Below are 20,150 nucleotides of genomic sequence, written 5' to 3' on the forward strand. Positions count from 1 at the left end.
GCCATGTCCCGCGCCCTTCATAAGCGCAACGGGTCCGGTGCCTTTCGCCAGTTGCTGGATTTACCGCTGTTCCTGCTGATCTTCGGTGTTGCGTCGGTGTCCATGCTGGTGCCGGCGCTGCATGGCGGCGCGTCCCGCAACCTTGAAACCGCGCGCCTGTTTTTCTATTGCGGTCTGCTTGGCATCACGCTCTTTGCCTTTGTCGCCATTGCCCAGGCCGGCCGCCGGTCGCGCTACGGGGCGCTGGGGTCGTTGATGTCATTGTTCGCGACCTTCGTCTTCCTGCCCGCTTTTCTCGCCATTCCATTCTACGAAGGGGTCAAAACGACAAGCTTTCTGAATGCTTATGTCGAAATGGTCAGCGCCATCACAACCACCGGCGCGACGCTTTTTGATGATCCCTCGCGGCTTAATGGTACGCTGCACCTGTGGCGGGCGCAGGTGGGCTGGATGGGGGGCGCGATCATGTGGATCGCAGCCTCCGCCATTCTGGCGCCGCTCAACCTGGGTGGGTTCGAGGTCACGGCGCAGGCGGAACCGGGTCAGCGCGAAGCCATGTCCAGCCTGATCGACCGCGCCGACCCGCGCGAGAGGCTGTTGCGTGTAGCAACCACGCTCGTGCCGATTTACATCGGTCTGACGCTGCTGCTGTGGATCTTGCTGATGATCAGCGGCGACAGTTCGCTTGTGGGGCTCAGCCACGCGATGTCGGTCATGGCCACCTCCGGTATTTCGCCGGTCGGCGGTGTGGAATACAGCAGGTCGGGCATTACCGGGGAAGCCCTGATGCTGCTTTTCATGTTTTTCGCCCTGTCCCGGCTGACATTTTCCTCTGATACCGTCACCGCGACCCAGGGCGGGTTGCGCACCGATCCGGAGTTCCGGCTTGGCATAGTGCTTGTCCTTGGCGTCCCGCTGGTGCTGTTTGCCCGCCACTGGCTCGGGGCGCTGGATGTCTCGGCGGAAAGCCAGTTGCAGCAGGCGGCTCACGCGCTGTGGGGCTCCGTGTTCACCGTCATGTCCTTCCTGACCACCACCGGCTTCGCCAGTTCCGACTGGGCGCAGACGCAGGCGTGGTCCGGGCTGGAGACGCCGGGGCTGATCCTGATGGGTCTGGCCCTGATCGGCGGCGGCGTCGCCACAACAGCCGGGGGCGTCAAGCTCTTGAGAGTATTTGCACTTTACCTCAACGGCCTGCGCGAGATGGAGCGGCTGGTGCACCCGTCATCTGTCAGCAGCGCCGGTGTTGAAAGCCGCCGCCTGCAACGCAACGGGGCCTTTATCGCGTGGATATTCTTCATGCTTTTCGCACTGACCCTTGCGCTGGTGACGGTCACGCTGGCCTTGCTGGGGGTCTCCTTCGAGGACGCGCTGGTGCTCAGCATCGCCGGGCTGTCCACGACCGGTCCGCTGATCTCATTCGCCGCCGACACGCCAATCGAACTTGTCCAACTGGGCCCCTATGCAAAGGCGGTTTTCTGTGCGGCGATGGTTCTGGGCCGGCTGGAAACGCTCGCGATCATCGCGCTTTTGACCCCGGATTTGTGGCGGGCCTAGGGGGTCGCATATTTTAGGTCCGTAACGGACTGTTTTTTGGGGTGGAATCTCACGCCCGTGCACTTCATAATCGGCACGAGGGGCGGGCTCGGTCCGCGGGCTCCAGCAAGAAAAAAGGCGAGTGCTAGAATGGCGTCGGACAGACAGAACCTTCAGGATGCGTTCCTGAATCATGTGCGCAAGACAAAAGTTCCTGTGACAATCTTCCTGATCAATGGGGTGAAGCTGCAAGGTGTCATCACATGGTTTGACAACTTCTGTGTGCTGCTGCGCCGCGACGGGCAGTCCCAGCTTGTCTACAAACATGCGATCTCGACCATCATGCCCAGCCAGCCGATCAGCCTTTATGAGGGCGAAGACGCTTCTTGAGCAAAGCGCCATTTCAGATTGTGAATGACAACGCATCGCGGGTGACCCGCGCATGGGTTCTGCATCCCGACATCAAATCCGACCCTGATCGTCGCCTTGCGGATCACGCCTTGGCCGAGGCCATGGCCCTTGCGCAGGCTTTGCCCGAGCTCGAGCTTGTGGGCGGCGAGATTGTGCCGCTCAAATCCGTGCGGGCGGGCATGCTGTTCGGCTCGGGCAAAATCGCCGAGATCGGGCAGGCGCTGGAGGATCAGCATATTGAACTGGTGCTGGTAGATGGCCCGGTCACCCCGGTGCAGCAGCGCAATCTGGAAAAGGCATGGGGTGTCAAGCTTCTGGACCGCACCGGTCTGATCCTCGAAATCTTCAGCGACCGCGCCGCCACGCGGGAGGGCGTGTTGCAGGTCGAGATGGCCGCGCTGAGCTATCAGCGCACCCGGCTGGTGCGGGCCTGGACCCACCTTGAGCGGCAACGGGGCGGGCTGGGGTTTGTCGGCGGTCCGGGGGAGACCCAGATCGAGGCCGACAGGCGCGCCATCGACGACCAGCTGACACGCCTGCGACGCCAGCTCGACAAGGTTGTGAAAACCCGGGCGTTGCACCGGGCGGCCCGGGCCAAGGTGCCGTATCCGATTGTCGCCCTTGTCGGCTACACCAACGCCGGAAAATCCACGCTGTTCAACCGTCTGACCGGGGCCGAGGTGATGGCCAAGGACATGCTCTTTGCCACGCTCGACCCGACGATGCGGCGCGTGCAGCTGCCCGATGGCCCCGAGGTCATCCTCTCGGACACCGTTGGTTTCATCTCCGATCTGCCGACGGAACTGGTGGCGGCCTTCCGGGCCACACTGGAGGAAGTGCTTGCGGCGGATGTGATCTGCCATGTGCGCGATATCTCGCATCCCGAGACCGAGGAACAGGCGCAGGATGTGCGCGAGATTATGGCGTCGCTGGGGGTAGAGGAAGACCGCCCGAGCTTCGAGGTCTGGAACAAGCTGGACCTGATGCCGGGGGACGCCGCCGACGCGGCGCGTGCGCGCGCAGATCGCGACGATCATGTCTTTGCCATCTCGGCCCTGACCGGCGAAGGCATAGAGGCGCTGCTTGCGGCGGTGACGGAAAAGGTTCAGGGGCGTAAAAGACTGGTCGATCTGTCGCTGGGGTTTGCCGACGGCAAGAAACGTGCGTGGCTTTTTGCTCACGAGCTGGTCGAACAGGAGCGCCAGACCGACGACGGGTTCGAGATCACCGTGCGCTGGACCGCGCAGCAGGAAGCGCAATACGCCCGCCTGTAGCTACGGCCCTTTCACACTGGCAAAACGCCAGGCACCCGGTGCCAGATCATTGAGTTTCCACTCTCCGACCTGCACCCTGATCAAACGCAGGCAGGGCAATCCCACATGGGCCGTCATGCGCCGCACCTGACGGTTGCGACCTTCCCGTATGGTGATCCTTAACCAGGCATCGGGCACTGTCTTGCGAAACCGCACCGGTGGGACGCGCGGCCACAGCGGATCGGGGGCTTCGATCTGCGCGATCTCTGCGGGCTTCGTGGGCCCATCCTTCAAGGTCACCCCGCGCCGCAATTGCGTCAGCGCAAAGGCCTCCGGGGTCCCCTCGACCTGAACCAGATAGGTCTTGGGCATCTTATGTATGGGGTCGGTAATACGCGCCTGCAACCAGCCATCATCGGTCAGCATCATCAGCCCCTCGCTGTCTTTGTCCAGCCGCCCGGCGGGGTAGAAGCCCGGCGCGTCGATGAACCCGGACAGCGTCGGGCGCGGTGACCCCTGGGTGCCCTTGTCGGTGAACTGTGACAGCACGCCAAAGGGTTTGTGGAACAGGATCACCCGCGACATCTTGGCCCTATTGCACCGGTCTCAGCACGGTCACACCCACGGAAGCCGCGCGCGCAAGATCTTCGTCCAGCGACATCGGGATGTATTCGCCGCGTCGCCACAGCTGCGCCATGTCGTCGTAGTGACGCGACAGGAAATGCCCGGACTGGCCGGTGGAGGTGATGAAGACGGAACTGTCAGGATCGGCGAAATCATAGACGCCGCGATAGGCCGCGCCATGCACATTGTGGAACGGGTCCGGGCCGGTTCCCGCGGTCAATCCGCGCTGCAGGGTATTGTCACCGCCATTGGTGGATTGCCGGATGTTGACGAAATACCGCAGGATCGGGACATCGCCCAGAACGGGGTGATCATGGGTCGCCTGATGCGCATCGCCCCAGCGCAGCGATTCCAGCGCCGGGCCCCATGTCTCCTCGATCCAGATCAGGGCGTCGTCCAGCGCCAGCCGCGCCATGTCGGAGCATGTCTCCACAGGGGCTGACTGGATGACATCGCACCAGACGGCGGCCCCGTCGATGTTGCGAAAGGCGCGTTCGATGAACAGCGGTTCGACATGGGTCAATTCGCTGGCCAGCGGTCCCAGTTCGTCCTGCACCATGCGGGCCTGAAGGCTGCGCAGCCATGCGGAGTAGATCAGCGGCTCGGGCATATGCTCGTTCATCTCTCCGGACCATCCCGCCAGCAGCGTCAAGGCGCGCTGTCGCTGCCGCAGGGGGGTGCCCTCGGGGGCCGCCTCGCCGGTAAACCACAGCTCCGCCCCGATCAGCGGCAACAGTGACCGCGCGGTGAAGCTGACGGTGTCGAGTTGCGCCTCGATGAAACTGTCGCGGGTATGGACTTCGCGCGCCTGCATCAGCCGCTGCCACCGCTGAATGCGCTGGGTATCGCTCCAGTCAAAGGAGACGTGGTTGGGGAAAGGTCGATCCACCGTCTTGTTGTTCGTATTGCCCAGTATCCCGCCATTGGGCGCAATGAACTCCGGGTTCGACGCAAAGGGAAGGCGCCCCTGCCAGCGGTTCGCCTCGATCCATCCCGGGCTTGGCAGGCGCCCCTGGCTCTGATGGCGCGCATCACGGCGGGGCATCACGCCGATCATCTTCATGGCGATCTCATTGGCATCCACCAGCATCAGGTTCTGGGCCGGGGCGACAAACCCTTCGATCGCCACCAGACCATCGCGCACGGAGTTCGACCGCATGAGCCGCAGCGCGGCGCTCATCGTGGTGTCCTTGGGGCTCAGGACGGTCCAGGCCAGCGACGCGACATGCCCCTTGGGCGTGATGCTGGCCAGGTTGTAATGCGTGCCGGGCAGCACCGGGCCATTGTCGGTCCACCGCAGGGTGATCGTGATGGGGGGCGCATCCTTGATGTTGATGATGGAGCCGCGTGTCTCGAAGGCCTTGAAACCATCGGGTGTGCGGTATTCCTCGGGGTTCTCCGGGTTCACCTCCTCGATATAGAGGTCTTGATCGTCCATGCCCGCGGAGGTCAGACCCCACCCGAGATCGGCACTGCGCCCGCTCAGCACCACCGGCATGCCGGGAATGGTAGCCCCGATGACGCCACCGGACTGCAGTTCCAGACGCGCGAGGTACCAGATCGCCGGGGCGGTGAAGCCCAGATGCGGATCATTGGCCAGCAAAGTGCCACCCGACGCCGAGCGCGTCGGGGCCGCAGCCCAGACGTTGGAAGCCCCGGCAAAGGCCCTGCGCTGGAAAGGCGACAGCCGATGCGCCTCATGTGGCTGGCTTTCGGCGAAGCGTGCCACACCGGGCACGAGTTGTGCGTATTCCGGCAAGGCAGCAACGCCGCTGCCGGGCGCATCGGGCAGAATGTCCTTCAGCCGGTTGGCATTCGGCAGGGCCAGCGACATCCGGGCGCGCAACACCTCTGCATCCAGATGGCTCGACAGTCGCAGACCCATCAACTTGATGATCGCCAGCGAATCTGCCGGGCGCCATGCCGACACCGGCGCGTTGAACACGAACATTTCAGGCGCACCACGTCCCAGAGCGGAGCTGTTGATCTCGTCCAGCCGCGCATTCACGCCGGTCGCATAGGCGCGCAGAATTTGCAGGGTTTCTTCATCCTGCACGTCAACCGACGCGACCGCGCGCGCGTAAATATCCAGCCGGCGCAACAGCTTGTCGATATTGACCGTGGCCGCGCCGAATACCTCTGACAGCCGTCCCTGCGCGGTGCGGCGCAGCATTGTCATCTGCCACAGACGGTCCTGCGCATGGGCGTATCCCAGTGCATAAAACACGTCCAGATCGGCCTCGCCGAAGATATGCGGCACATTGGCGTTGTCGCGCACGATCTCGACCGGCGCGGTCAGGTAAGGCAGTTCCAGCACCTTGTCGTAATCGGGCAGCGACCGCGCCGCGAGGTAATACACCATACCCACACCCAACACGACGAGCGCCACCAATGCCCCCGCAATTCGCATCAGCCATGTAAAGACCTGACCCATCTGCGCCCCTTGTCTGATTTGGGTCGTTCGGTTGACCCTTGGGATTTGACTGTTAGGTAGGACAGAAGCGTAAATCAACACGTAATAGGGAAGGTTAATCTATGGCCAAGCTGGCATTTTTGGGACTGGGCGTCATGGGAGGCCCCATGGCCGGGCATCTGCAGAAGGCAGGCAACGATGTAACCGTCTATAACCGCACCGCAACGAAGGCGGAAGACTGGGTCACGACCTATGGCGGCGCGATGGCGAAAACACCGCGCGAGGCCGCGGCGGGGGCGGACTTCGTGATGGCCTGCGTCGGCAACGATGATGATTTGCGGTCCGTCTGTCTGGGGGAGGACGGGGCCTTTGCGGGCATGGCCTCCGGCACGGTTTTTGTCGATCACACGACCGTTTCGGCGGCGGTCACGCGGGAGCTGTACGCCGCAGCCAACGACCGGCAGGTCAGTTTCATTGACGCGCCGATCTCGGGCGGGCAGGCGGGGGCCGAGAATGCGGCCCTGTCAATCATGTGCGGTGGCGATGCGGGCGCCTATGACCGCGCCCTGCCGGTGATGGAGATCTACTCAAAGATCTGCCGCCGCATCGGCGACAGCGGTGCCGGCCAGATGACCAAGATGTGCAACCAGATTGCCATTGCCGGTCTCGTTCAGGGGCTGAGCGAAGCACTGCATTTCGCCGATAAGGCCGGGCTCGATGGCCGCGCGGTGGTCGAAGTGATCAGCCAGGGTGCTGCGGGCAGCTGGCAGATGACCAACCGCTACGAGACAATGCTCAACGATCAGTTCGAACACGGGTTCGCCACGGACTGGATGCGCAAGGACCTTGGCATCTGCCTGTCCACCGCCAACGAGACCGGTGCAAGCCTGCCGGTCACGGCGCTGGTCGATCAGTTCTACAAGGACGTGCAGAAAATGGGCGGCGGTCGGTGGGATACCTCCAGCCTGTTCAAGCGATTGCAGGCCCTCGGCTGACGGTTATCCCGGTGCGGTGCGCTCCGGCAAAAGCCGGGGCGCTGATCTGCTTCATGGAATGATGCGGGAATATTTGGTGCCCTGCAGCGTGGCCCCCACCAGAAGCCCCGCGCGACCGAAGACCACGGCCAGCACCGGTGCGAGGGCGGTCGTGGTTTCCGCTTTCGCGCCGTCGCCCTGATCAGAGATCACGTATTCGACGTCGCCGCCCACGGCCCAGCCCGGTGAGCGGCGGAAGTTGGTCAGGGCTTCTTCGGTCATGAAGAACAGAACATGCGCGTATTGCTGTGCGCCGATCTGGAAGCCGCCGGACAGCTGCGTGGTGGAATAGTAATCCACCGTCACGTCATTGACCCGCAACGCGCCGCGCCCATAGGCGCCGCCCAGGCCGAATCCGGCCTCGGTGACCAGCGGCATCACCAGCATTCCGTTGGCCTTGTCTGCAAGGTTCCGGGTGTTGGGGTAGCTGCGGTACATTTCCGCAAGGGTGGCGTCCACACGCGCGTCGATGGTCGCCGCCCCGCGCGATCCGACGCCATTGCCACAAGCTGCCGTAACGGACACGCCCGCCAACGCGCCCAGAGTGAACACTCTGCGTGAGAGTCCTGAATTTTTCATGCTATCCGCCTGTAATTTGTTGCTCGATTGCCGGTTGCTCCGACTTATGCGCGAACATACGCCGATTGTCCGCCCCTGTCACTTAAAAGCTGTGTGACTGCGCGGCTTATCGCTGGGCGTTCAGGATGCGGGCGGCGGCGGGCGCGAAATAGGTCAGAATGCCATCGCAGCCCGCTCGTTTGAAGGCGATAAGGCTTTCCAGCATCGCCTTTTCCCCATCGATCCAGCCGTGTTCCGCCGCGGCCTGGATCATGCTGAACTCGCCGGAGACCTGGTAGGCATAGGTCGGCGCGCCGAAGGTGTCTTTCACCCGGCGGCAGATGTCGAGGTAGGGCATGCCCGGTTTCACCATCACCATGTCCGCGCCTTCCCGCAGATCGCGTTCGATGAGGCGCAGGGCTTCGTCTGAATTGCCCGGATCCATCTGGTAGGTCTTCTTGTCCCCCGTCAAAGCGCCCGATGCGCCCACCGCATCCCGGAACGGCCCGTAAAAGGCCGAGGCGTATTTGGCGGCATAGCTCAGGATCATCACCCTCTGATGGCCCGCGTTCTCAAGAGCGGCGCGCATGGCCCCGACACGCCCGTCCATCATGTCGGACGGCCCGATGATATCCGCGCCCGCGTCGGCCTGCGCGAGCGTCATCTTGACCAGCGCCTCGATGGTGCGGTCATTGACGATTTCCCCATTCTCGACAAAGCCGTCGTGGCCGTTGATGTTGTAGGTGTCCAGCGCCACATCCGTCATCACCGCGATGTCCGGCACCGCCTTCTTGATGGCGCGGATCGCGCGGTTGGCGTGATTGTCCGGGTCCCAGGCGCCCGCGCAATCCTCGGTACGTTCCTCGATCCCCGTGTAGGGAAAAATGCAAATGGCCGGAATACCCAGATCGGCGGCCTCCCGTGCAGCCTCGACAATCCTGTCGACAGACCGCCGGAACACGCCGGGCATCGACGGAATGGGCTCCTCCATCCCATCGCCGGACCGCACGAACACCGGCCAGATGAAATCATCGGCGCTCAGGCTGTTTTCCCGGGTCAGCGCGCGAATGGCCGGACTTTGACGCGCGCGGCGCAGGCGGGTGGCGGGAAAGGCAGCTTGGGTGGGGCGCATGGTCAGGTGTCCAGTTTGGGAGACACTTCATGCTTGGCACGGATTTTTCTGCAAGCCAAGGGTAGGAATTGCCGCACAGCAAGGCTAAGAGGATCAAAACATGTAGCAAAAGCCGTATCCCTTGAGTTTTTATCAAAGCGTCTTCGAACTGATCGACATGCGGTCCTTCTCGAACCTGTGGTTCTGGATCGCACTCGCCGTCATGTGGTCAACGGCCAGCCACTGGGTGCTTGGTGTGCCGTATGACATGGTGCTGCGCGCGCGCAGGAATGGCGGTCAGGCGGAGCAGGACCTCGAAGACCTGACACGCATCAACACCAACAGATTGCTCTACATCGCCAATGTCTCCGGGTTGTGGCTGCTGGGCTTCGGGTGCTTTTTGCTGACGGCGCTTGCGGTGCTGGGCTTTGCTTACCAGCTCGAGATTGCCCAGGCCCTGTTTCTGCTGGGCTTCCCGATGTCGATCGTCGGGCTGCTGTCCCTGTCCACCGCGCGGCTCATCCATCAGGAGCAGGCGGAAGGCGAACAATTGCGGCGCCGGCTGACGCGGCACCGTCTCTACGTGCAGATCACCGGCATGCTGTCGATCTTCGTGACCGCGCTCTGGGGCATGTATCAAAACATGAACATTGGTCCTTTGGGCGGTTGACTCGGCGCGCCCGAAGCCCAATTGAAGCAGCCCATGGCTGAGCGCTCCCATATCACCGTCTCCGGCGTCCCCGAGGGGTTCGACGCCCGGTTCCTGTTGTCCGAATTGCAGCGGCACGACGGGCCGGTGCTGCACGTGGCGCGGGATGACAAGCGGCTTGCGGCGCTGCGGGCGGCGCTGCGGTTTTTTGCCCCCGATATGCCGGTCATGGTGTTTCCCGGGTGGGATTGTCTGCCCTATGACCGCGTCTCGCCCAATGCCGATATCTCGGCTCAGCGCATGGCGACGCTTGCGGCGCTCGTGCACGGCATGCCGGATAAGTTCATCCTGCTGACGACCCTTAACGCCGCCACGCAGCGCATCCCGGCACGAGCGACCCTGAAGGACGCCGCCTTCAGCGCCCGCGTCGGCGACCGGGTGGATGAAGCGGCCCTGCGCACCTTCCTCGTCAGGATGGGATTCGTGCAAAGCCCTACCGTGACGGAGCCGGGTGATTACGCCATCCGTGGCGGCATCATCGATATCTTTCCGCCCGGTGACATGGGCCCGGTCCGGCTGGACTTTTTTGGCGATGTGCTGGACGGGGCGCGGCGCTTCGATGCGGCCACGCAGCGCACAACCGAAAAGCTCGACGTGGTGGAACTGGCCCCCGTCTCCGAAATCATCCTCGATGAGAGCGCGATTACCCGGTTCCGGCAGAACTACCGCATCGAATTCGGCGCCGCGGGGACAGATGACCCGCTGTACGAGGCGATCAGCGCCGGGCGCAAGCACCAGGGTGCGGAGCATTGGCTGCCGTTTTTTCACGAAACGCTCGAAAGCCTGTTTGACTATCTGCCGGATGCGGCGATCACCCTCGATGATCAGGTCACGCCAAGCCGTCTGGCCCGCTGGGACAGCATCGCCGATCAATACGAGACGCGCCGGCTGGCCATGGCCAACCGGTCCAGGATGGACAGCGTCTACAAGCCCGGCCCACCCGCCGCGCTCTACCTCGATGACGCGGCGTGGCAGGCAGAGACGAAAGACCGTCGCGTTCTGCAACTTGCGGCACTGCCTCAACCCACCGGCCCCGGTGTTACCGACGCCGGCGCGCGTATCGGACGCAACTTCGCCCCGGAGCGCCAACAGGAATCCTTAAGCCTTTTCGGTGCATTAGCAGCACATGTTAAGGTAAAGATGCAGGATGTCCCGGTGCTGATCGCAAGCTATTCGGAAGGCGCGCGCGAACGTCTGACGGGGCTGATCGAAGACGAAGGGCTGGCCGAAGCGATCCCCGTGCCAGACGCCAGCCGCATCGGAAAACGCGGGCTGCATCTGGCCGTCTGGGCGCTGGAACATGGCTTCGAAGCACCCGGGCTGACGGTCATTTCCGAACAGGACGTGCTGGGCGACCGGCTGATCCGGCGACCCGCGAAGAAGCGGCGGGCGGAAAATTTCCTGACCGAGACACAATCGCTCAGCCCCGGTGACCTGATCGTGCATGTCGATCACGGCATCGGTCGCTACAAGGGGCTGGAGGTGGTCACCGCCGCAGGTGCGGCGCATGAGTGTATCCTGCTGGAATATGCCGAAGGGTCAAAGCTGTACCTGCCGGTCGAGAACATCGAACTGCTCTCTAAATACGGGCACGAGGAGGGGCTGCTTGACCGCTTGGGGGGCGGCGCGTGGCAGGCCAAGAAGGCGCGGCTGAAAGAGCGCATACGCGAGATGGCGGACAAACTTATCCGCGTGGCGGCGGAGCGCGCTTTGCGAAAGGCCCCGGTGCTGGAACCGCCAGAGGGGATGTGGGACGCGTTTTCCGCCCGCTTTCCGTATCAGGAGACCGACGATCAGCTGCGCGCCATCGGCGACGTGATCGACGATCTGACCTCCGGCACCCCGATGGACCGGCTGGTCTGTGGCGACGTGGGCTTCGGCAAGACCGAAGTGGCGATGCGCGCGGCCTTCGTGGCCGCCATGTCGGGCGTACAGGTGGCGGTGATTGCCCCCACGACCTTGCTCGCGCGCCAGCATTACAAGAGCTTTGCAGACAGGTTCCGGGGGTTCCCGATCAACGTCCGCCAGCTCAGCCGCTTTGTCAGCGCAAAGGAGGCCAATGCCACGCGTGACGGCATGGCGCGTGGCACCGTGGACATCGTGATCGGCACCCATGCGCTGCTGGCCAAGGGCATCCGCTTCCAGAACCTCGGGCTGCTCGTTATCGACGAGGAACAGCATTTCGGCGTCACGCATAAGGAGCGCCTCAAGCAGCTGCGCACCGACATCCACGTGCTGACCCTGACGGCGACGCCGATCCCGCGCACCCTTCAGCTCAGCCTCACCGGGGTGCGCGATCTCAGTATCATCGGCACGCCGCCGGTGGATCGCCTGGCGATCCGCACCTATGTCAGCGAATTCGACACCGTGACCCTGCGGGAGGCGCTGCTGCGCGAGCACTATCGCGGCGGCCAGTCGTTTTACGTTGTGCCGCGTATTTCCGACCTGCCGGAGATCGAGGATTTCCTGAAATCGCAACTGCCCGAGCTGACCTATGTGGTGGCGCACGGGCAGATGGCGGCGGGTGAGCTGGATGACCGGATGAACGCCTTTTACGACGGCAAATTCGACGTCCTGCTGGCCACCACAATTGTTGAATCCGGTCTGGATATCCCGACGGCCAACACGATGGTCGTGCACCGGGCGGACATGTTCGGACTGGCGCAGCTTTATCAGATCCGTGGTCGCGTCGGACGGTCGAAAACGCGGGCCTACGCCTATCTGACGACGAAACCGCGGGCGCGGCTCACCGCCACGGCAGAAAAACGCCTGCGCGTGCTTTCCAGTCTGGATACGCTGGGGGCCGGGTTCACCCTCGCCAGCCAGGATCTGGACATTCGCGGTGCGGGCAACCTCTTGGGCGAGGAGCAATCGGGCCAGATGCGTGACGTGGGGTTTGAACTCTATCAGTCCATGCTGGAAGAGGCGATTGCCAAGATCCGAGCCGGCGAGATGGAGGGTCTCAGCGAGGCCGACGATCAATGGGCCCCGCAGATCAACCTCGGCGTGCCGGTGCTGATCCCCGAAGACTACGTGCCCGATCTGGATGTGCGGCTGGGTCTCTATCGCAGGCTCAGTTCTCTGAGTACCAAGGTTGAGTTGGAGGGCTTTGCCGCCGAGTTGATTGACCGGTTCGGCAAGCTGCCACGCGAGGTCAACACACTGATGCTGGTGGTCCGCATCAAGGCGATGTGCAAGCGCGCCGGAATCGCGAAGCTGGATGGCGGGCCGAAGGGCGCGACGATCCAGTTCCACAATGATAAATTCGCCTCGCCCAAGGGCCTTGTCGAGTTCATTCAGGACCAGCGCGGCATGGCCAAGGTCAGGGACAACAGGATTGTCGTGCGCCGCGACTGGAAGGTGGATGCCGATAAGATCAAGGGGGCTTTTGCGATTGCCCGCGATCTGGCTGAAAAGGTCGTGGCGGAGAAGAAGGCCAAAAGGGCCAGGGCCAGCTGATTACTCTGCCGGCAGCCGTTCTTCGACAGTGCCCATGTAGCGCATCAGGGCAAAAGCCAGCAGCGCCATGGCGAAAACAGCGCCGATAAGCGGCCGGATCGTCCCGTCGAAAAGCAACCCGATGGGCGATGCGATAAGGGCGGCCAGCACGGTGGAAACGGCTCCGATCACGCTGGCGGCCATGCCTGCGATATGCCCCATGGGTTCCATCGCGATGGCGTTCAGGTTGCCGATTGTCAGACCCGCCTGAAAGAACACGTAGGCCTGCCACAGCGCGAAGATGGCGAAGGAGCTGACACCGAAGGTTTCATTGTGGATCAGCACCGTTGCCGACAACACCACCTGCACCGCCAGCGCCATCGTGATAAGCCGCCGCATCCCGAGACGAACGACAAGCAAGGCATTGAGGAAACTGGCGATGGCAGACACCAGGGCGATGCCGCCGAACCAGAAATGAAAGCTGTCCTGCTTGTTGTAGATATGTTCGTACACCGGCTGGATCAGCATCAGCACGGTGAAAAGCATCGACATGCACAGGGTCTGCACGACAATCGACAGGCGCACGACGGGATGGGCGAACATTTCACGGACAGCCCCCGTCAGCAGCTTTATCTTCAGCGGCCTGCGGTTTTCGCGCGGCAGCGTCTCTGGCAGCCGAAAGCCAAGCCACAGCACGGAGATGACGGAAAACACGATGAACGCCATGAAGATGCCGCGCCACCCGCTTGTCGAGATAATGACGTAGCCCAGCGTCGGTGCAACCCCGGGCACAAGCGTAAAGATCATCATCACGATGGAGACGATCCGGGCCATTTCACGCCCGGAAAACAGATCGCGGATCACCGCGATCGACACGACACGCGGCCCGGCAGCCCCCACGCCCTGAAGAATTCGGGCGGCCAGCACAACCTCGAAGGTCGAACTGGCCCAGGCAATGGCGGAGGCGATGACATACAGCGCCGCCCCGCTGACCATCACGGTCTTGCGTCCATAGGCATCCGACAGGGGGCCGGTAAAGAACGTGCCGATTCCCATACCCATCACGAAGGAGGTCATGATCAGGGGTGCGCGGGTCGGGTCCTGTGGCGTCAGTTCCTGCGCGATGTTGGGCAGCGCGGGCAGCATCGCATCAATTGAAAACGCAATGGTGGCAAACATCATGGCCATCAAGGCGATAAATTCAACCCGCCCCATTGCGGGCTGTGATACTGGCTGCGACACAATTCGACTCCCGACGGAAATCGCGAAATATGCGACCCCGGTCTGAACGGGTGTAACTCAGAGTTGTAGTCCAGACAACGTCACATTTTCACACAATTCCGCCTGCATCCGCGCAGGGCGCATATGCCCTCAGGCGGCGGCTGTCAGCTCCGCGATAACCTTGGCCCAGAGTTCTGGCGGTTGCGCGCCCGGAACGGCATGTTTGTTGGCGACAACGAAGGTCGGCACCGAATTCACCCCCATCGCGCGGCTGTGCGCATCGCGGTCACGGATGTCTTTCTCGTCGGCATCCGACTGAAGCAGTTTGCGCACCACGGCGGCGTCCATCTCGATGCCATCGGCGATATCGGCCAGAACGTCGTGATCCCCGATGTCACGCGCCTGTACGAAGTACGCGTCAAACAGCGCCGCGACAGCGGCGGTCTGGCGGCCTTCGATCCCGGCCCAGTGGATCAGCCGGTGTGCGTCCAGCGTATTGGGCGTGCGTTTCATCCCCTCGAAGTCAATCTGCAGACCCGCGGCCTTCGCATGTTCGACCACGGGGGCATAGGCGCGCACCGCGCCCTCCTTGCCGCCGAATTTACCCTCCAGATAATCGCGACGATCCATCCCCTCGCGCGGCATGTCGGGGTTCAGCTGGAAGGGGTGCCACTCGATCCGGAAGGGATGACCGGGGTGTTCGGCCAGCGCCTTGTCCAGGTGGGTTTTACCGATGTAACACCACGGGCAAATCGGGTCTGACATGATATCGAGCTTGATGGGGTTGGTCATGAAGGTGCCTCGGCTGCGGCACGCAGCGCACGCCGTAGGATTTTGCCGTTCGCGCCCAGGGGCAGTTCCGGCATGTGAAAATAGAGACGCGGCTGTTTGTAGCGCGCCAGCTTGTCAGACACATAGGTGCGCAACAGCTGATCGTCCAGAGCCTCCGGCCCGGTGTAGAAGGCGGCGATCACCCGCGCATCGGCTTTTACCTCCACATCCGTGACCGCCACGGCGGAAATACCGGGCAGGGCGGTCAGCACGCTCTCCACCTCGATGGGTGACACCCGGTATCCGCCTGCGTTCATCATGTCGTCATTGCGTCCCAGGTAGGTGATCTGCCCGGTCTCCGACATGACCCCCTGATCGCCGGTCAGAAACCAGTCTCCCTGAAATCTGGCGGCGGTCTCTTCCGGGGCGTTGAGGTAGCCCAGCATCAGGCCGGGATCATCCCGGTGCACCGCGATCGTGCCTTCCTGCCCGACCGGCACCGGGCCGTCGGCATCCAGCAGCGCCACGCGGCGGCCCGGTTGCGGACGCCCCAGCGCGCCGGGATCCGCCGGTGCCCCGGGGGCACCCGAGATGAAGGTGGAACATTCCGACATGCCATAGGCCTCGAAAACAGGGGTGCCCGAGGCCGCCTGCCACATCTCGGCAATACGTGGCGACAGCTTTTCCCCCGCGCTCAACCCGTGTCTGAGGCTGGGGCAATCCATCGGGTCTGCATCTTTCAGCAGTTGCCGGTAAATGCCGGGTGCTGCTGCGAAAATCGTCGCCTCATGCTGGCAAAGCAGGCGCGGAAGCGCCCGGGGCGCCGTGTCGGAAGCCGGTATCAGCGCTGTCGCACCCACGGTCCAGGGATCCATCAGCCCGGTGCCCAGCGTGTAGGTCCAGTTGAACGCCCCGGCGTGCATCACCCGGTCACCTGCCGTCAGCCCATACCAGCCGTCGAACATCATGCGCCGCGCCCAGATCGCCCGGTGCGCATGCGCCACGGCGCGCGGCATGCCCGAGGTGCCGGAAGTATAGATGATGTATCCCGGCCGGTCGGGCGCCCCGGGCAGAAAGGCCGCCGGGGGCAGCATCCGGAACCGCCGCAGGGTTGGCAGATCGATGCGGTTTGGATGCGTCGGGCAGGCGACGGTCGCATCGTGCAACACCGCCGCCGGGTGCATATCCGCGATAATCGCCGCTGTTTCGGCCTCCGTCAGCGCGGCGGAGGTCGGAATGGGCACGAGGCCGACCGCGAGGGCGGCCAGATAGGCAACGGGGAAATCAACCGTGTTGCCCAGCCGCATCAGCACCCGATCACCCGGCACCAGACCGTTCTGCAACAGACCCGAACCGGTGGCCAAAACGCAGTCCAGCAATTCCCTGTACGTCCACCTCTCCACGCTCTGCGCACCGACGATCAGCAGGGCCTCCTTGTCGGGCAGCCGGTCGGCCTGTGCGAGCACGTAAGCCGCCATGTTGAACGGCGCGGGGCAGGGTGGGGGTGCCCCCTCATCGAAAAGCGATACCATGGGCGCGTGCTAGCTCGACGCCGCCCGCGTTGCAAGCGCGGCGGCTTCGCCCTATAGCTACTCTATGAGTGCTGACCCCAAAACCCTGATCCAGATCGCCCGCCAGGGCGGTCACGAGGAAAACGGCGCGCCGGTTGATCTCGGTCGCCGCGTGCGCGAATTGCGCAAGGCCCGCGACTGGACGCTGGAACAGGCGGCAGGTCAGGCGGGGCTGGCGCGCTCCACGCTCAGCAAAATCGAAAACGGTCAGATGTCTCCCACCTATGACGCGCTCAAAAAGCTTGCGGTCGGGCTGGATATTTCGATCCCGCAATTGTTTACCCCGCCCCGGGCCGGGCAGGTGAACGGGCGCCTGGCGGTGACCAAGACCGGGCAGGGCACCGCGCAGGCCACGGTGACCTATGAACATGAACTGCTCGCGGAAACGCTGACCAAGAAACAGATGCTGCCCTATCGCGCCCGTGTCCGCGCGCGGCGGATGGAGGAATTCGACGGCTGGGTGCGCCACGATGGTGAAGAGTTCCTCTACGTGCTCACCGGGGTCATCCGTCTTTATACCGAGTTCTACGAGCCCATTGAAATGCGCCGCGGCGACAGCGCCTATTATGACGCCACGATGGGGCACAATGTTGTCTCGGTCAGCGAAGAGGACGCCAATATCCTCTGGGTCACTTCGCTCGTCTAATGCCGCCCGACCAGTTTCGGCAGGATCAGGTGCGCAAGGCCCACACCGACAACCTGCGCGATGATGAAACCGGGAATATGGCCGGGGTAGATACCCGCGAAGGTATCGGAAAAGCCGCGCGCGATGGTCACCGCCGGATTGGCAAAGCTGGTTGAGGCGGTGAACCAGTAGGCACCGGTAATATAGAGCGCCACAAGCGCCGGCACCGCCTCGGGCCGCGCCTTCAGCCCGCCGAAGATCACGAACAGCAAGCCGAAGGTGGCACAGACTTCGGAGAACCACTGCGCCCCGCCGGTGCGGTGCATCGTCGAGGCGGTTTGCAGCAGGTCCAGATCGAACATCCCATGGGTGATCCACACCCCCGCCAGCCCGCCCGCGATCTGTGCGGCGACATAAAGCGTCGCCTGTCGCGGCGGGAGTTTTCTGCGCAACAAAAAGGCCAGTGTCACCGCCGGATTGAAATGCGCGCCCGAAACCGGGCCCAGCACCGTGATGATGCAATACAGCATGCAGCCCGTGGCGATGGCATTGGCCAGCAACATCACGGCGACATTCCCGGCGCCAAGATCGGCCGCCATGATGCCGCTGCCCAGCACCGAGATGATCAACAAGGCGGTCCCCAGGGCCTCGGCAGCAAGTTTTCGGATCATGGAATATCTTTCACGGTCTGGTCATCCCCGGGGCCGGGCCGGTCCGGCGCGTCACGACGGATCGTACCACCAGACTTCCGGCATGAAATTCGGCCCGTCGCCATAGACGGGCACGCGCTCGGGGTACCGCATTTCCCGGATATGGGCGATCTGCGTCTGCGTATACTGCCAGAACGGGATCACGTAGCGCCCGGCGGTCAACAGGCGGTCCAGCGCGCGGACGGCGGCAACAAATTCATCCTCGTCCCGGGCGGTCAGCATCGTGTCGATCATGCTGTCCACGGCGGGCGAGGATACCCCCATCCAGTTGCGCGAGCCCGGTTGCTCCGCCGCGTCGGACCCCCAGTAAAAGCGCTGTTCATTGCCCGGCGACAGGGACAATGCGCGACGGAAATAGGTCATGTCGAAATCGAAGGCATTGGTGCGCTCGGTGTATTGCGCGCTGTCGGTCGTTTCGATTGTGACATCAATGCCCAGGCGTTTCAGCCCGGTCACGTAAAGATCGGCGATGGCGAGGTTTTCGCTGCTGTCCTGGGCAAGCAGAATGGTGAAGGCCAGCGGCTCCCCGGCGCTGTTGCGCATCTCGCCGCCCTCTGCGGTCCAGCCGGCCTCTTCCAGCAGTGCCATCGCCTTGCGGATGCCTTTGCGATTGCGCGCAGAACCGTCGCTGACCGGCAGCGCGTAACCATCGAGCGCGCCGGGCGGATGATCCGCCGCAAACGGCGCAAGCAGGTCAGCCACCGGGCCGGAGGCCGGACCGGGGCGCATCGCAAGGCCGGAATTGGAAAAATACGAGGTGATCCGCGGCTGCACGCCACCGGTCAGCGTATCGTTGATGAATTCGAAATTGAACGCCTGTATCAGCGCTTCGCGCACGCGCCAGTCGTCAAACGGCGCCGTGCGGGTGTTCATCACGAAACCGGTCATGCCGGAGGGTTTTTCATGCGGTATTTCCGACTTGATGACATCGCCACGCGTGATCGCCGGGAAATCATACTGGGTGGCCCATTTCTCCGCGTTGAACTCGCGCAGGGCCGACACGTCGCCGCCCTTGAAGGCTTCGAAGAAAACGGCGGCGTCGCCGTAAAAATCAAGCTTGATGCTGTCGAAGTTATGCGTGCCGCGCCGGAAAGGCACATCGGCCCCCCAGTAGTCGGTATTGCGGGTCAGTTGCACAAAGCGACCGGCCTCGTACCCGGCCACAACGTAAGGGCCGGTGCCCAGCGGGACAGCATCCAGCGGCGCATTGGCAAAATCGCGGCCCTCCCACTGCGCCCGGCTGAGGATCGGGCGCATCCCGGCCAGCAGGGCCAGTTCGCGGTTGTCCGTGTTGAACGCGATGCGCAGCGAACGCGGGCCGGTTTTCTCAATGCTGTCAATCTGCTGGGCCAGTCCGTGATAGCGCGGGTGCCCCTCGGTGCCGAGCAGCTCATATGAAAAGATGACATCCTCGACCGTCACAGGGGAGCCGTCCGAGAACCGGGCGTTTTCGCGCAGGGTAAAGGCCACCCATGACCGGTCGTCCGGCACCTCGATTGATTCGGCCAGAAGCCCGTAAAGCGTAAAGGGTTCATCCCAGGAGCGCCCCATGAGGCTTTCATGGGTGAGAAAGCGCAGCTGCCACGGAACCGTGCCCTTGCGCACGAAGGGGTTCAGACTGTTGAACCCGCCGGTATTGCCAAGGGTGATACTGCCACCCCTGGGGGCATCGGGGCGTACGTAAGGCAGTGACACAAAATCAGGTGGCAGGGCAGGCGTGCCATACATAGATATCCCGTGAGACGGTTCCGCCTGGGCCGTGGATGCCCAGAGAATCGCCAGCCACATGGCAAAAATCCGCTTGGACGCACGGAAATAAACAGTACCCATATTGGAGACAATCCCCTGCTGCCCTTGTTTTCTTGAGGCTGAGACTACCGAGGTATTTACGTCTTATCAAACTTTTAGCTTGGCCTGTGGCGCGAGATTGCTTATAACAAGGTCACTGCTCGATAGGTTTCTTGCCTGTATGAAACCTGCCTCAATAACTTAACGCCTGCCTTGTGCAGGCGTTTTTTTTGTGCCTGTCCGTTTGGCAAACTGTTCTGCGTGGGGTGGAGTACGCCCCCGGGACACACAACCTTGAGTGAAATGGGCGTTTCCTTTGCAGACGCAGCAGGGCATTATGTGTGCAACGCAGCATTGCGACAACGGGAAAGGGACGC

The 20,150-nt window shown here is 62.9% G+C and carries 16 protein-coding genes; 7 read left to right on the top strand and 9 right to left on the bottom strand.

Features of this window, described 5'->3' with window-relative positions; genetic code table 11:
• Positions 1-3 precede the first annotated feature (3 nt).
• From KX928_RS13655 to hflX, 3 genes are all read left to right on the top strand, one after another.
• The gene (locus KX928_RS13655) at positions 4-1,557 is read left to right on the top strand and encodes a TrkH family potassium uptake protein (RefSeq protein WP_219503473.1); all 1,554 of its coding nucleotides are present in this window, start codon (positions 4-6) and stop codon (positions 1,555-1,557) included.
• A gap of 129 nt (positions 1,558-1,686) precedes the next feature.
• Positions 1,687-1,926, top strand: a complete 240-nt coding sequence (gene hfq / locus KX928_RS13660) for an RNA chaperone Hfq (protein WP_007119530.1) — start codon at positions 1,687-1,689, stop codon at positions 1,924-1,926.
• Positions 1,923-3,221: a GTPase HflX gene (gene hflX / locus KX928_RS13665; protein WP_257883762.1), complete on the top strand. Its 1,299-nt coding sequence runs from the start codon at positions 1,923-1,925 to the stop codon at positions 3,219-3,221. The genes hfq and hflX overlap by 4 nt, the downstream gene beginning before the upstream one ends.
• Here the strand turns inward: hflX and KX928_RS13670 are convergent, their stop codons facing one another.
• Both KX928_RS13670 and KX928_RS13675 read right to left on the bottom strand, forming a co-directional pair.
• Positions 3,222-3,785 carry a pseudouridine synthase gene (locus tag KX928_RS13670; RefSeq protein ID WP_219503477.1) on the bottom strand — a complete coding sequence of 188 codons (564 nt, stop codon included), beginning with the start codon at positions 3,783-3,785 and terminating at the stop codon, positions 3,222-3,224.
• A gap of 7 nt (positions 3,786-3,792) precedes the next feature.
• Positions 3,793-6,258: a penicillin acylase family protein gene (locus KX928_RS13675; RefSeq protein WP_219503479.1), complete on the bottom strand. Its 2,466-nt coding sequence runs from the start codon at positions 6,256-6,258 to the stop codon at positions 3,793-3,795.
• 101 nt (positions 6,259-6,359) lie between these two features.
• On the opposite strand from KX928_RS13675, the gene KX928_RS13680 reads away from it, so the two are divergent.
• Positions 6,360-7,232, top strand: coding sequence for an NAD(P)-dependent oxidoreductase (locus KX928_RS13680; protein ID WP_219503481.1), 873 nt, complete (start codon positions 6,360-6,362; stop codon positions 7,230-7,232).
• A 51-nt stretch (positions 7,233-7,283) separates the two neighbouring features.
• Here KX928_RS13680 and KX928_RS13685 read toward each other — a convergent pair whose 3' ends face one another.
• Positions 7,284-7,850 carry a lipid-binding SYLF domain-containing protein gene (locus tag KX928_RS13685; protein WP_219503483.1) on the bottom strand — a complete coding sequence of 189 codons (567 nt, stop codon included), beginning with the start codon at positions 7,848-7,850 and terminating at the stop codon, positions 7,284-7,286.
• Between the two features lie 106 nt (positions 7,851-7,956).
• Positions 7,957-8,961, bottom strand: a complete 1,005-nt coding sequence (gene hemB, locus KX928_RS13690) for a porphobilinogen synthase (protein WP_219503485.1) — start codon at positions 8,959-8,961, stop codon at positions 7,957-7,959.
• A gap of 157 nt (positions 8,962-9,118) precedes the next feature.
• Between hemB and KX928_RS13695 the strand changes: the two genes are divergently transcribed.
• Both KX928_RS13695 and mfd read left to right on the top strand, forming a co-directional pair.
• Complete coding sequence (locus KX928_RS13695) at positions 9,119-9,610, top strand: component of SufBCD complex (RefSeq protein WP_373274802.1); 492 nt, start codon at positions 9,119-9,121, stop codon at positions 9,608-9,610.
• A 33-nt stretch (positions 9,611-9,643) separates the two neighbouring features.
• Entirely contained in the window at positions 9,644-13,108 is a 3,465-nt protein-coding gene (gene mfd / locus KX928_RS13700; RefSeq protein ID WP_219503489.1) for a transcription-repair coupling factor, read from the top strand.
• On the opposite strand, the gene KX928_RS13705 is transcribed toward mfd, so the two are convergent.
• The 3 genes from KX928_RS13705 to KX928_RS13715 form a co-directional block, all read right to left on the bottom strand.
• A complete protein-coding gene (locus KX928_RS13705; RefSeq protein WP_219503854.1) occupies positions 13,109-14,302 on the bottom strand; it encodes a multidrug effflux MFS transporter in 1,194 nt (397 codons plus the stop codon).
• Positions 14,303-14,458: 156 nt separating this feature from the next.
• On the bottom strand, positions 14,459-15,100 hold the full coding sequence (locus tag KX928_RS13710; RefSeq protein WP_219503491.1) for a DsbA family oxidoreductase: 642 nt from the start codon (positions 15,098-15,100) through the stop codon (positions 14,459-14,461).
• Entirely contained in the window at positions 15,097-16,611 is a 1,515-nt protein-coding gene (locus KX928_RS13715; protein ID WP_219503494.1) for a class I adenylate-forming enzyme family protein, read from the bottom strand. The genes KX928_RS13710 and KX928_RS13715 overlap by 4 nt, the downstream gene beginning before the upstream one ends.
• Positions 16,612-16,675: 64 nt before the next feature.
• Between KX928_RS13715 and KX928_RS13720 the strand changes: the two genes are divergently transcribed.
• Positions 16,676-17,296, top strand: coding sequence for a helix-turn-helix domain-containing protein (locus KX928_RS13720; RefSeq protein ID WP_219503498.1), 621 nt, complete (start codon positions 16,676-16,678; stop codon positions 17,294-17,296).
• Here the strand turns inward: KX928_RS13720 and KX928_RS13725 are convergent.
• Entirely contained in the window at positions 17,293-17,946 is a 654-nt protein-coding gene (locus tag KX928_RS13725) for an aquaporin (RefSeq protein WP_219503501.1), read from the bottom strand. The genes KX928_RS13720 and KX928_RS13725 overlap by 4 nt on opposite strands.
• Positions 17,947-17,997: 51 nt before the next feature.
• A complete protein-coding gene (locus tag KX928_RS13730) occupies positions 17,998-19,815 on the bottom strand; it encodes an extracellular solute-binding protein (RefSeq protein ID WP_219503504.1) in 1,818 nt (605 codons plus the stop codon).
• Between the last annotated feature and the right edge of the window lie 335 nt (positions 19,816-20,150).

It is taken from the genome of Roseobacter insulae, from assembly GCF_019375555.1.
Taxonomy (GTDB): domain Bacteria; phylum Pseudomonadota; class Alphaproteobacteria; order Rhodobacterales; family Rhodobacteraceae; genus Roseobacter; species Roseobacter insulae.

Coding starts and splice junctions, on each gene's coding strand:
- KX928_RS13670 (WP_219503477.1), bottom strand. CDS start 3,785: ATGTCGCGGGTGATCCTGTTCCACAAACCCTTTGGCGTGCTGTCACAG.
- hemB (WP_219503485.1), bottom strand. CDS start 8,961: ATGCGCCCCACCCAAGCTGCCTTTCCCGCCACCCGCCTGCGCCGCGCG.
- KX928_RS13675 (WP_219503479.1), bottom strand. CDS start 6,258: ATGGGTCAGGTCTTTACATGGCTGATGCGAATTGCGGGGGCATTGGTG.
- mfd (WP_219503489.1), top strand. CDS start 9,644: ATGGCTGAGCGCTCCCATATCACCGTCTCCGGCGTCCCCGAGGGGTTC.
- KX928_RS13655 (WP_219503473.1), top strand. CDS start 4: ATGTCCCGCGCCCTTCATAAGCGCAACGGGTCCGGTGCCTTTCGCCAG.
- KX928_RS13715 (WP_219503494.1), bottom strand. CDS start 16,611: ATGGTATCGCTTTTCGATGAGGGGGCACCCCCACCCTGCCCCGCGCCG.
- KX928_RS13705 (WP_219503854.1), bottom strand. CDS start 14,302: ATGGGGCGGGTTGAATTTATCGCCTTGATGGCCATGATGTTTGCCACC.
- KX928_RS13685 (WP_219503483.1), bottom strand. CDS start 7,850: ATGAAAAATTCAGGACTCTCACGCAGAGTGTTCACTCTGGGCGCGTTG.
- KX928_RS13725 (WP_219503501.1), bottom strand. CDS start 17,946: ATGATCCGAAAACTTGCTGCCGAGGCCCTGGGGACCGCCTTGTTGATC.
- hfq (WP_007119530.1), top strand. CDS start 1,687: ATGGCGTCGGACAGACAGAACCTTCAGGATGCGTTCCTGAATCATGTG.
- KX928_RS13710 (WP_219503491.1), bottom strand. CDS start 15,100: ATGACCAACCCCATCAAGCTCGATATCATGTCAGACCCGATTTGCCCG.
- KX928_RS13730 (WP_219503504.1), bottom strand. CDS start 19,815: ATGGGTACTGTTTATTTCCGTGCGTCCAAGCGGATTTTTGCCATGTGG.
- KX928_RS13695 (WP_373274802.1), top strand. CDS start 9,119: ATGCGGTCCTTCTCGAACCTGTGGTTCTGGATCGCACTCGCCGTCATG.
- KX928_RS13720 (WP_219503498.1), top strand. CDS start 16,676: ATGAGTGCTGACCCCAAAACCCTGATCCAGATCGCCCGCCAGGGCGGT.
- KX928_RS13680 (WP_219503481.1), top strand. CDS start 6,360: ATGGCCAAGCTGGCATTTTTGGGACTGGGCGTCATGGGAGGCCCCATG.